This is a genomic window from Pedobacter agri PB92 (genome assembly GCF_000258495.1).
GTDB classification, from domain to species: domain Bacteria; phylum Bacteroidota; class Bacteroidia; order Sphingobacteriales; family Sphingobacteriaceae; genus Pedobacter; species Pedobacter agri.
Genome location: NZ_AJLG01000043.1, coordinates 1 through 11,891 on the forward strand (window position 1 = coordinate 1; position 11,891 = coordinate 11,891).

The following is an 11,891-nucleotide window of genomic DNA, read 5'->3' on the forward strand; positions in this document are numbered from 1 at the left end:
ACGTACACACTATTACCTAAAATGTTTTTAATCTGTTTACCAAACGACCATTTCAAGTATGTTATTACACTGTTTCCGAGATAAAAAAGTACTTGGGCACACAGACTTTGCAAGATGAATATGTACTAATAAATTTAATCAGATCGGCAGAATACATTAAGTTGTTGAGAAATAAAAATATCATATTTGATATGGTTGATCTTTTATCAAAAAGTTATGATAAATCATCAAAAAACCACGAATTCAGTTTTGTTTAAAATGATTTATACAATCGAATCTAAAAGATTAAGTTGTTATGAACCAAAAATTATCAATCAATCAGACCTAACCCTTTGTGTAAACAAAGCTGAGGCTGAAGATGTCTCTCGGTACGGTAATGTAAAATGGATACCTAATGGAGTAAATGAATCGATTTTTGAATATAATAAACGTGATGGAAACTATCAGTATTCTATTGCCTTTTTTGGGGCCATGTTCTATCAACCAAATATCGATGCAGTTCTTTGGTTTGATAAATACGTGCTGGATTGGGTAGATAGTAAAATAAGATTTTACATTATTGGTTCAAAACCGTCAAAGGAAGTTTGCGAACTTGCCAAAAAAAGATCGAATGTGATAATAACGGGATTTATGGAAGACCCTTATCTAATATTAAACTCATGCGACGTAATTTTGGCCCCAATGCAAAATGGAGGTGGAATCCAAAATAAAATATTGGAAACAATGGCTTTAGGTAAGGTTAATATCCTGACAACTTATGCTGCAGAGCCAATTATTGGAGGGATTGCTGGTCAACATTTTTTAGTTGAAGACAATCCTGAAAAAATGGCTGAATTGGTGAATGATGTTTGTTTTAGTTTTGATAAATATGCAATGATAGGTAAAACAGCAAAGCAATTAATTTTAGAGCAATATACTTGGACAAATTATAAAGACAAGCTATATAATGCAATAACAGATTTAAAATGAGAGATTATCTTTTAACTGGTGCGAGTGGATTTTTAGGGGCTCGCATAATTGAACTATTGGGGCGAAAGAATATTACAACTATTGGACGTAATCGTATAAACGACATAATTTGCGATTTAACTGAAGAGATTCCAGATATTCCTCCGCATAAAGTTATTGTTCATGCAGCTGGCCTGGCTCATTTTATTCCTAAAACTGAGCAAGAAAGGCAATCTTTCTTCCATGTTAATGTAGATGGTTCCCTAAACCTAATGCATGCAATAGAAAAGTCTGGGCAACTTCCAAATTCATTTATTTTCATAAGTAGTGTTTCAGTTTATGGGTTACAGTCTGGAAAGATGATTAAGGAAAATGCTCCTTTGTTAGCAACTGATCCTTACGGCCTGAGCAAAATTCATGCAGAGGAAATTATTCGTGAATGGGGTAAGAGAAACAGCGTCAAAGTAACTATTTTACGTTTACCACTTTTAATTGGTGAAGATGCTCCAGGTAACTTAAAAAGTATGGTAAATGGAATAAAAAAAGGGTATTATTTTAATGTTCGGGGAGGGCGAGCGAGGAAAAGTATGGTGATGGTAGATGATGTAGCTGCTATCATTCCAAAAGCAGCAGCTATTGAAGGGATTTACAATTTATCTGATAATTCTCATCCTAGTTTTTTGGAATTATCAAATAAAATTTCTAGCTACTTAGGGAAACCGAAACCGTTAAATTTGCCAATGTGGTTTGCCAAATGTTTAGCTATTGTTGGAGATAGGGTAGGGTTAAATTTTCCGATCAATTCATATAAGTTAGAAAAGCTTACTTCCGAATTAACCTTTAATAATTCAAGAGCTGGAGAAATACTCGGTTGGAAGCCTACAAATGTTTTACAGCAAATCAAAATCTAGAATAATGAGCAATAATACCCATATATTAATTATGGCTGGCGGCGTGGGCTCACGCTTTTGGCCAAAAAGTCGCAATCAGTTTCCAAAACAATTTATAGATATCTTAGGCTTAGGAAAATCTTTATTGCAGTTAACTTATGAACGGTTTCTGAAGATTTGCCCGAACGAGCAGATTTTTATCTTAACTAATGCAGATTATGCGGGTTTGGTAAAGGAGCAGTTGCCTAGCATTATGGAGCAAAATATTTTGCTAGAACCAAGTAGAAATAATACTGCTCCGTGTATTGCCTACGCAAGTTATAAGATTGCAAAAACAAACCCACAGGCAAATATTGTAGTTGCACCTTCAGATCATTTGATTTTAAAGGAAACAGAATTTCTCAACAAAGTTAATCTGGCTTTGGATTATTCAGCTCACAATGATGCATTGCTAACATTAGGAATTAATCCAACTAGACCAGATACGGGTTATGGGTATATTAAGTATGAGAAAGAACAAGGAGCAAGGAACAACGAGCAAGGAGTTGATAAGGTAACTGCATTTATGGAAAAACCTTCTTTAGATAAAGCAAAAAGCTATATTAAGAGTGGCGATTACGTTTGGAATGCCGGGATTTTTATCTGGTCGGCTAAAGCGATTATAACTGCCTTTGAAAAATATGCACCAGAAATAGCCACCTTATTTGAACAAGGAAATCGTGCTTACAATACACCAGAAGAGGCAAATTTTATACTTGCTAATTATCCAAATTCACCAAATATTTCTATTGATTATGCGATTTTGGAAAAAGCCGATAACGTTTATACCATACCAGCCGACATTGGCTGGTCTGATTTAGGCACCTGGGCCTCTTTACACAGCGTAGCTGAAAAAGATGAAAATAATAATGCCATCAGTTGTGCTCATTTAAACATTGCCAATACGGAGGAATGTCTGATCCAGTTGCCTGCAGGTAAAGCTGCGGTAATTAAAGGTTTGTCTAATTACATTGTTGTTGATGATGGAAAAGTTTTATTGATTTATCCAAAGTCTGATGAACAGGAAATTAAACAGGTCGCGGCGAGTATGGTTTTGAATTTTGGTCAGGATTATTTATAAACATCATTTAAACAGATTAGGATTCCCAGTCTGTTTTTTTGCTTTTCATCCATCCTTTTTTTTACCTTCGTTGCTGAAAATATTATGACGCCAATCTTTGCTTTGCTCTTGCTGATCATTTTGTTGCTATTGGAATTAGTTTATTTCAAGATCGCAGATCGATTCAATATTATTGACAAACCTAATCATAGGAGTTCTCATACTTCAGTCACTATCCGTGGCGGTGGGGTTATTTTCTGCCTCGCGGCATTAATCTATTTTTTCAGTTTTGGTTTCCACTATCCTTATTTTATTTTAGGTCTATTACTCATCAGCCTCATTAGTTTTTTAGACGATATTTTTACTTTAAATAATAAGGTAAGGATAAGCGTACATCTGATCGCTGTTTTGTTGATGTTTTACCAATGGGGTTTATTTAGCTTAACCCTGTACTGGATTCCAATCGCCATTATTTTTGTAATTGGAACCATTAACGCTTATAATTTTATGGATGGCATTAATGGCATTACGGGTGGTTACAGTTTGGTTGCTATCGGTACCTTATATTACTTGAATGAAAAGGTGGTTGCTTTTACCTCATCAGATTTGTTGATTACCATCGGTTTGTCTTTGTTGGTATTCAATTTTTTTAATTTCAGGAAAAGGGCCAAATGTTTTGCCGGTGATGTGGGGAGTGTAAGTATTGCTTTTATCATCGTCTTTTTTATCGGTCAATTGATCATCAAAACGCAAAACTTCAATTACATTTTACTTTTATTATTTTACGGTTTGGATGCTGCCAGCACTATTTTCTTTAGGGCAATCAGAAAGGAAAACATTTTTGAAGCACACCGCAGTCATTTTTATCAATACCTGGCTAACCAATTAAAGTGGAATCATTTGGTAGTTTCCGGATTGTATATGAGCATTCAGCTGCTTCTAAATGTTATGCTGATATTTTTAGTGGGCAACAATTTATGGTCGGCATCATTATTGCTAATTGCGTCGGGTGTTCTATTCCTGATTATTCGTTTTAGTGTAGAGGGAAGAGAGCGATTGTTGCACTTAAATTCATAACATGAATAAATGGGTTGTTTACGGCGGTGGGGGCCATGCCCGGGTGATTGCAGATGCGATCAAATTGAATTCGGATTTTGTAGTCAATTTTTTTGATGATAATGAAGCCTTAAATGAGTTGGTCGGGAAACCTGTGATGCCTTACCACGAAAATCAGGCGCCGGCGGCGAAAATGATTATCGGAATTGGCAACAATGAATTTAGAAGAGCCATTTCACATTATATTGTTCATGAATTCGGTTCATTGATTCATCGGGATGCCATGGTTGCTGATGATGTATTGATTGGCGAGGGGACCGTGGTATTGGCTGGGGCAGTGATCCAGTCAGGTGCGGTCATTGGTAAACATGTGGTCATCAATGCAAATGTCACCATCGATCATGATGTTCAAATCGGTGACTTTTGTAGTATCTATCCTAATAGCTATATTGGCGGCAATGCCAAAGTCGGGGCTGGCGTAACCATTGAAGCTTGCACGGCGATTGCCCGAATGGCAGATATTCCTGCCGTTTTTGAGAATATCGAAGCCGATTTATACTAGGTAATTAAAATTATCTATCTTTACTAAAATTTAGCCTATCGTATTTTGTTTACTCAATTCAATATTGTACCGAGGTGGGTCATTTTCCTTCTGGATCTGATCATTACTTCTTGTTCTTTGGTATTTGCTTATGCCTTAAGGCATAATCTCGATCTGACTGCTGTTCAAATCCCTGAACTGGCCAGAAACCTGCTCATCATGGGGCTGATTACCGTGGCGGTTTTTTTTCATATTAAAACCTTTACAGGCATTATCAGGTATACCAGTGCCCAGGATTCTTTTCGGATTTTAATCTCGGTAGTCATTGCCAATGGTACTTTCTTTGTTCTGAATCTTATTGCCATTACTTTTTTTAATTTTCTCATTATTCCTACTACTGTACTCATCACGACTGGTTTAACTAGTTTTTTGTTGCTGATGACCTACCGGGTGTTGATCAAATATTTTTTTCTGTATATCAAAAACCTTAACCTGGATAAGAAAAAGGTGATTATTTATGGTGCTGGAGAAGCAGGATTGGCTACAAAAAGAACTTTTGATCATGATGGCAGCGTCAATAAAACCATTGTCGCTTTTGTGGATGATGACGTGCGCAAAGTAGGTAAAACCATTGATGGAGTAAAAATCCTGGATGCGGCCACACTACCGCAATTGGTAGACAAGCATGAATTGGACGAAATCATCTTTGCCTCCTATACCATTCCGATCGAAAAGAAGGATGCGATTGTGGACATTTGCCTGGAAAACGACATCAAGGTACTAAATATTCCGCCATTGGATGTTTGGATGAACGGGCAATTGAAACCTGCGCAAATTCAGAAACTGAATATTGAAGATTTGCTGAACCGGAAATCGATTAAGATCGATATTGAGGGCATTGGGGAGATGTTGAATAATAAACGTATTCTCATCACTGGCGCTGCAGGTTCTATTGGTAGTGAAATTGTACGTCAGCTTTCTAAATTCGATGTGGGCTTAATTATTCTTTGCGATCAGTCGGAAACTGCTTTACATGATTTATACCTGGAGTTGGAAGAAACCAATAGCAGCAAAAATTTTCATGCCTTTGTAGGTGATGTACGTGATGAACAGCGTATGGATAAGTTATTTGATACTTATAAACCGCATTACGTTTATCATGCAGCGGCCTATAAACATGTGCCATTAATGGAGGATAATCCTGCGGAAGCGATCAAAGCAAACGTTTTAGGTACTAAAACTATAGCTGATAAATCGGTAAAATATGGGGTGCAGAAGTTTGTGATGATTTCGACTGACAAGGCGGTAAATCCCACCAATATCATGGGCGCCTCCAAACGAATTGCGGAGATTTATGTCCAATCACTGAATAACTCGTTAAGTACGGATGGGTTTATTTTCAGTAACGGCTTGCAGTATATCAACGAATTAAATGTAAAACCGATTACAAAATTTATCACAACGCGTTTTGGTAACGTATTGGGTTCAAATGGTTCTGTTATTCCCAGGTTCAGGCAACAGATTGAGAAAGGTGGCCCGTTAACGGTTACCCATCCAGAAATTACGCGGTATTTTATGACCATTCCTGAAGCCTGCCGTTTGGTTTTGGAAGCCGGCTGTATGGGTAAAGGAGGGGAAATCTTTGTCTTCGACATGGGCAAGTCAGTTAAAATTGTGGAACTCGCTAAAAAGATGATCCGCTTAGCGGGATTGGAACCGAATGTAGATATCATGATTGAGTATTCAGGTTTACGGCCAGGTGAAAAACTTTATGAGGAATTACTCAATGATAATGAAAATACCCTACCTACACACCATGATCAGATTATGATTGGGAAAGTTAGGGAATACATCTTTGAAGAGGTAGAAAGGCAAATTTATGAGCTGATCGCTTCAGCAAAGTCAGATAACGATAGACAAGTCGTGATGCATATGAAAAAACTGGTTCCTGAGTTTAAGAGTAAAAATTCCATTTTTGAGGAATTGGATCATTTATCTTAAACTTCATTCATATGAGAAACTTAATCTTATTGTTGATTTCTGTTTGTGTTTTAACATCCTGTGCCAAGGAGGTAACGGATGATCAGCAAGTTTACTTTAACGACTTCGAAAGTCAACCTAGCAAGCAAATTTCAAATGCCGTTACGGAAACCTATAATGGAACGACTGTTTTGGGCCGGTTTAATGCTTCCGGTTTTGACCTTAATTTGAATGATCTTCCTGCGCATAAGCTCGTGGAAATTTCGTTTGATCTGTATATTCATGACAGCTGGGATGGCAATAAAACTAGTGGTGGTGTTGATGGTCCGGATCTCTGGAAAATGATTGTTGACGGCAATTTATATGTGAATGCCAGCTTTTCGAACGAAGATTGCGATAATTCTGGATTTTGTCCACCGCAATCTTATCCCAGTGATTACCCAAATTCTAATCATAATCCAAAAACTGGTGCGGCTAATCCAAATTTACCAGGAGTTTGCAATCTGGCAGGAAAAACAGGCGGCACTACCTTGTATAAGATTACCAAAACGATCGAACATTCGAAAGCATCTCTATTGATGCAGTGCAGAGATCAGCTCACTCAAACCAATGCTCCAGATCCAAAATGTGACGAAAGTTGGTCTATTGATAACCTAAGGGTTAAAGTCATTAATTTATGAGAAAATCATTAGCAGTACTGCTTATATTTATTTGTTACCTGAATCTAGTTTCCAACGCACAATCTGTACCTGTTGGTGCCCTGGGACTTGAAGATTATTACCGAAGATCACAACTGGCAGGTCAGCTTGATTCAACGGTATCTTTTACCATCCGGCCGCTTATTCCTTCCTTAGCTTTTAATACCAAAGCAATGGCTTATCCGGACGTAGCTGAAGAGCGGTATAATCTTTTAAACGCAAATGCTACAGGTGTTTCAAAAGATGGTCAATTGAAGTGGCAATTGCTGCCGATGAGTGTTATGCTGCAAGCCAATTCCCATCATCCTTATGGCTGGAACGATGGTGCGATGCTGCCTGCTAAAGGCTTGCAAACTTTATTGACAGCTGGAATCTTTGCCGAATATGGTCCATTAAGCATTCAGTTTAAACCTGAAGTGGTGATGGCAGCAAATAGCCGTTTTGACACTTTTGATGAAAATCATTATGATGTGATTACCGCCAGATATTACGATTTTTACAACAATATTGATCTTCCCGCCCGTTTTGGGAATGATGGGGTTACGAAAGCGTATTGGGGCCAAAGTAGTATTCGTTTAAACTATAAGGCCTTATCATTTGGGCTGTCAACAGAAAATTTATGGTGGGGCCCGGGAATGCGTAATTCCTTACTGATGAGTAATACCGCTCCTGGCTTTAAACATTTAACGTTAAATACCCGAAAACCAATATCGAGCCCAATCGGTTCCTTTGAGGGACAAATCATTGCCGGGAGACTGGAAGATTCAGGCTATGGCGTATTGGAACCAGAACGGGAATATTTTGGACAACCTTTGTATGTGGCGAAGCCAAACGATTGGCGTTATCTTTCAGGATTGGCCATTACCTGGCAGCCAAAATGGGTGCCAGGCTTGTTTTTAGGTTTAACCAGAAGTGCACAACATTACCGTAACGGTTTAAATAAAATTGGTGATTATTTGCCGTTTTTCTCGTCTAAAAAGCAAGCAGCAGCAGCAGAAGCCATTAATAAAAGAGATCAGCGTAATTCTTATTTTATGCGTTGGTTATGGGCAGAAGAAAAAGCGGAATTTTATTTTGAATTTGGCCGGAATAATTATTCGGGAAGCTTAAGTGATTTATCCTTAGAACCTAATGTTTCGAGGGCTTATATATTTGGTCTACGAAAATTATTTCCTTTCGGTGCTAAAGAAGATCAAAACCTCATGATCAGCGCAGAAGTTACGCAGTTGCAGGAGACCGATATATCAAAAGTGTTGAATCTTGACAGTTGGTATACCAGTAAAAACATCAGGCAGGGTTATACCAATCGTGGCGAAGTTTTGGGTGCGGGCATAGGTCCAGGCGCAAATATTCAATCATTAGAGGTGAGCTGGGTTAAGGGATTAAAAAGAATAGGCCTTCAGTTTGAGCGTTTGGTACATAACAATGATTTCTATTATTATGCTTTCTCAGACTCACGGGATTTCAGAAGACACTGGGTCGATTTAAGTATTGGTGCAGGAGGGGAGTGGAATTATAAAAATTTCATTTTTAATGCAAAACTGCAAGGGATTCAATCCTTGAATTATCAGTGGTATCTTTTTCAGGCTCCAGACCAACCCTATATGACTCCCGGGAAAGATGCATTTAATTTACAGGTTCAAGCGGGCCTTACTTATCGTTTTTAGTATGAAGATTATTCGTCATCTTTTATCACTTTCATTAGTCGTGGTGCTGGGTAGTTTTTCGATATTGGTATCGGCACAAACTATTCCTGTTGGTATTTCCTCGATCGAAGATTACTATCGCAGGCTGCAGTTATTGGGTAAATTGGATTCTTCCATTTCATTTTCTAACAGACCATTATCCGTTGAAGCATTACATCAAACGAATGTTTTTGATCCGTCTGGTGAACTACCAACTGATGGTTGGAACAAATCTTCAGGACCTATCCTATTTGGGAATGGCCATGGCAAATTTCAAATTCTTCCTTTGAGCTGGCAGCAGCAGATCAATTCACACCATCCATTTGGTTGGAACGATGGAGCGATGATTCCGGCCAAGGGCTACCAAACCATGATATCGGGCGGTTTATTTGTACAGTATGGACCTTTGAGTATACAACTTAGACCTGAGTATGTTTACGCTCAGAATTCAGGATTTGAAAGCTATGGATATAATCGAAGTGATACAGAGATTTCAGTTTATTATGGAAGCAATTATAATTCAATTGATAATCCTGAACAATACGGCAGTAAAAACCACAACTGGTTAAACTGGGGGCAGAGTAGTATCCGGTTAACAGTCGGACCTGCTTCTTTAGGTTTATCCAATGAAAATATTTGGTGGGGTCCCGGTATCAAAAACAGTTTAATGATGAGTAATCATGCCGCCGGATTTAAACATGTTACATTGAATACTGTTCGGCCTGTTAAAACGCCTATTGGTTCTTTTGAAGGGCAGATTCTTGGCGGCCGTCTGGAGTCGTCAGGCTTTCCGCCTCTAGCAAAAATACAATTGTCTAATGGAACATCAGCTTATATCCCTCCGAGAGATGATTGGCGATATTTGGCAGGCCTAAACATTAATTATCAACCAAAGTGGTTGCCTGGATTATTTCTGGGTTTTACCAGGACCTTTATGTCCTATGGCGGTGATCTGGATGGCTTAGCCGATTACATCCCATTTTTTGTACCTTTTCAAAAGGTAAAAATTGGAGAAGGTGCCGGAGATGATGGAGATGCCAGGGATCAAAGAACCTCATTATATGCTAGGTGGCTCTTTCCAAAGGCGCACGCAGAAGTCTATTTTGAATATGGTTTGAATGATAATTCATATAATATTCGTGATTTTATTGGCTCACCAGACCATTCCCGGGCCTATCTTTTTGGCTTAAGGAAATTAATTCCTTTAAAAGATAAAAAAGAAGAATTTATTCAGTTCGCCGGCGAGCTTACTCAGATGTCTCAAACCATTGATGGAACTTTATTGAGATATGCAGGTGGTTTTTACTATCATGGAGAGGTTCGTCAAGGCTATACCCATAATGGCGAGGTATTAGGTGCAGGTTCAGGTACAGGGGGGAATTTACAATCGTTTGAGGTGAGCTGGGTTAAAGGATTTAAAAAGCTTGGATTATCTTTTGATCGTTTAGAACATAATCGCGATTTTTATGATAGTTCTGGTTTCGCAAATGCCAAAGACGGTAGCAGAAGCTGGGTAGATTTTGCTTTTGCTGCAGTGGGAGAGTGGAATTATAAAAACTTACTTTTTAATGCCAAACTTCAAGGCATAAAATCGCTAAATTACCAGTGGAGACAGAGAGATTTTACGGATAGCCAATATTATATTCCACATAACACCGTGTACAATTTCCAGGGGCAACTGGGGGTAACTTACAGGTTTTAAGTTAACTTGTTTATTAGACACTCAGATCTTTCAGGGAGAAACAGTAAATCTTAGCTAAATGGGGATAGTAAATGTCCGGTTATAAAGATTTGTATGCTACACTCTAAATGAGGAACAATTTCAAATCTTAAGTAACTAAACGGTATTTGTCAACAACTCACAAGATTTATCGCTGCGCTCGAAATGGCTATCAAGTAAACCTAAACCTGTGATTCAGGTTTTCTTTTGATCAATAGAAACAAGCAGTAAAAGGCACCGATCACCAATCCCCCAAGAACAATGCCCATTGAATAGCGCATCTTATTTTTCTTTAAGGGCATTTCAGGCTCATCAACAATTTGGAAGGTTGGGGTCTCCTGCATCAGCATAGACCTGCTCACTTCCAGGTTTTTGATAATTTCAGAATAAATGGTTTGCAGTACTCTCTTATCTCTTTCCTGTAACTCAGCGCCTACCCCTAATGTAGCAAAAGCAGGATTTGCATCCAGCATGATAGCATTCGCTCCAGCCGCGGCATAGGTTTTTCTATTGAGTAATCTCCCAATGCTATCTGCACGGTTTTGAAGTCGGTTAACGTTGACTCTCAATCTTTTTGTTTTGGTTTCGATGTAAAAGATCGTTGCTTCATCGATTAGTCTCTTACAAATCAGGCTGGCTAACTGTTCATTTTTAATGTTGCATTCAACGCAAAAAAGCCAAGCTTTTTATCAGGTTTGTTTACACTTAATTCCTTTTCTGCCAGTTTTGTGATGATTTCATGTAATAGACTATCCTGCAACCTGGTGTAATTTTTAGTATCGGGCGGAAACATAATCGCCTCCTTTTTAACATTGGCTTTAATATCTTTCCAGTCTTCCCTTAACTTATAGGCATCTGCATATTTATCTGCTAATGTATATTTCCCAGCGCTATCTAAAGGCGTAAGCAAGGTTTGTTTGAGCATTTTTTGACTCATGAGCAACTGCAGTACATTGTCGCCTGCGAGTACGCCACTCGTTCCGCCGGTTAAGCCACCAATATCAAAACCCATTTGTCCGGCGAGCGATGATAATAAACCACCGCCACTTGATTTTCCTTCTTCTACCACGAAGGTGAGTTTCGCTGTATAAGTTACCGGCCAAAAGTAGGCCATCACCGCACCTAATGCGCCACCAATCAATCCTACAATTAAAATTTTAACCTTTGATTTCCACAAGTAATTAAAATCTTTTTTACGGGCGCTGATCATCTTCGCAAAGGAAAAATCTTCCTCTACCGTAATGTATTTGTTATCGTTTTCTGCTGCTGGCATA

At 38.4% G+C, this 11,891-nt stretch carries 11 protein-coding genes; 9 read left to right on the plus strand and 2 right to left on the minus strand.

What is annotated here, in order from left to right:
- The first annotated feature begins 258 nt into the window (after positions 1 to 258).
- The 9 genes from ON09_RS08405 to ON09_RS08445 all read left to right on the plus strand — a co-directional run bounded on the left by ON09_RS08405 (position 259) and on the right by ON09_RS08445 (position 10,599).
- Complete coding sequence (locus ON09_RS08405) at positions 259 to 969, plus strand: glycosyltransferase family 4 protein (protein WP_039842057.1); 711 nt, start codon at positions 259 to 261, stop codon at positions 967 to 969.
- Positions 966 to 1,859: an NAD-dependent epimerase/dehydratase family protein gene (locus ON09_RS08410; protein WP_010600620.1), complete on the plus strand. Its 894-nt coding sequence runs from the start codon at positions 966 to 968 to the stop codon at positions 1,857 to 1,859. Before ON09_RS08405 ends, ON09_RS08410 begins: the two co-directional genes overlap by 4 nt.
- A gap of 4 nt (positions 1,860 to 1,863) precedes the next feature.
- Positions 1,864 to 2,958 carry a mannose-1-phosphate guanylyltransferase gene (locus ON09_RS08415; RefSeq protein WP_010600621.1) on the plus strand — a complete coding sequence of 365 codons (1,095 nt, stop codon included), beginning with the start codon at positions 1,864 to 1,866 and terminating at the stop codon, positions 2,956 to 2,958.
- Between the two features lie 84 nt (positions 2,959 to 3,042).
- Positions 3,043 to 4,014, plus strand: a complete 972-nt coding sequence (locus ON09_RS08420; RefSeq protein ID WP_010600622.1) for an MraY family glycosyltransferase — start codon at positions 3,043 to 3,045, stop codon at positions 4,012 to 4,014.
- A 1-nt stretch (position 4,015) separates the two neighbouring features.
- Positions 4,016 to 4,555 carry a PglD-related sugar-binding protein gene (locus ON09_RS08425; RefSeq protein ID WP_010600623.1) on the plus strand — a complete coding sequence of 180 codons (540 nt, stop codon included), beginning with the start codon at positions 4,016 to 4,018 and terminating at the stop codon, positions 4,553 to 4,555.
- 45 nt (positions 4,556 to 4,600) lie between these two features.
- Complete coding sequence (locus tag ON09_RS08430; protein WP_010600624.1) at positions 4,601 to 6,535, plus strand: polysaccharide biosynthesis protein; 1,935 nt, start codon at positions 4,601 to 4,603, stop codon at positions 6,533 to 6,535.
- Positions 6,536 to 6,546: 11 nt separating this feature from the next.
- On the plus strand, positions 6,547 to 7,194 hold the full coding sequence (locus ON09_RS08435; protein WP_010600625.1) for a hypothetical protein: 648 nt from the start codon (positions 6,547 to 6,549) through the stop codon (positions 7,192 to 7,194).
- Positions 7,191 to 8,879, plus strand: coding sequence for a capsule assembly Wzi family protein (locus ON09_RS08440; protein WP_010600626.1), 1,689 nt, complete (start codon positions 7,191 to 7,193; stop codon positions 8,877 to 8,879). Before ON09_RS08435 ends, ON09_RS08440 begins: the two co-directional genes overlap by 4 nt.
- 1 nt (position 8,880) lies before the next feature.
- Positions 8,881 to 10,599: a capsule assembly Wzi family protein gene (locus tag ON09_RS08445; RefSeq protein ID WP_010600627.1), complete on the plus strand. Its 1,719-nt coding sequence runs from the start codon at positions 8,881 to 8,883 to the stop codon at positions 10,597 to 10,599.
- A 200-nt stretch (positions 10,600 to 10,799) separates the two neighbouring features.
- Here the strand turns inward: ON09_RS08445 and ON09_RS08450 are convergent, their stop codons facing one another.
- Positions 10,800 to 11,186, minus strand: a complete 387-nt coding sequence (locus ON09_RS08450) for a hypothetical protein (protein WP_029204215.1) — start codon at positions 11,184 to 11,186, stop codon at positions 10,800 to 10,802.
- Positions 11,187 to 11,254: 68 nt separating this feature from the next.
- Positions 11,255 to 11,890: a Wzz/FepE/Etk N-terminal domain-containing protein gene (locus ON09_RS08455; protein WP_029204216.1), complete on the minus strand. Its 636-nt coding sequence runs from the start codon at positions 11,888 to 11,890 to the stop codon at positions 11,255 to 11,257.
- Position 11,891 lies beyond the last annotated feature (1 nt).

Excerpts from the sequence above, each read along its gene's own strand:
- ON09_RS08405 (WP_039842057.1), top strand. The coding sequence starts at position 259 with ATGATTTATACAATCGAATCTAAAAGATTAAGTTGTTATGAACCAAAA.
- ON09_RS08410 (WP_010600620.1), top strand. The coding sequence starts at position 966 with ATGAGAGATTATCTTTTAACTGGTGCGAGTGGATTTTTAGGGGCTCGC.
- ON09_RS08415 (WP_010600621.1), top strand. The coding sequence starts at position 1,864 with ATGAGCAATAATACCCATATATTAATTATGGCTGGCGGCGTGGGCTCA.
- ON09_RS08420 (WP_010600622.1), top strand. The coding sequence starts at position 3,043 with ATGACGCCAATCTTTGCTTTGCTCTTGCTGATCATTTTGTTGCTATTG.
- ON09_RS08425 (WP_010600623.1), top strand. The coding sequence starts at position 4,016 with ATGAATAAATGGGTTGTTTACGGCGGTGGGGGCCATGCCCGGGTGATT.
- ON09_RS08435 (WP_010600625.1), top strand. The coding sequence starts at position 6,547 with ATGAGAAACTTAATCTTATTGTTGATTTCTGTTTGTGTTTTAACATCC.
- ON09_RS08440 (WP_010600626.1), top strand. The coding sequence starts at position 7,191 with ATGAGAAAATCATTAGCAGTACTGCTTATATTTATTTGTTACCTGAAT.
- ON09_RS08445 (WP_010600627.1), top strand. The coding sequence starts at position 8,881 with ATGAAGATTATTCGTCATCTTTTATCACTTTCATTAGTCGTGGTGCTG.
- ON09_RS08455 (WP_029204216.1), bottom strand. The coding sequence starts at position 11,890 with ATGCCAGCAGCAGAAAACGATAACAAATACATTACGGTAGAGGAAGAT.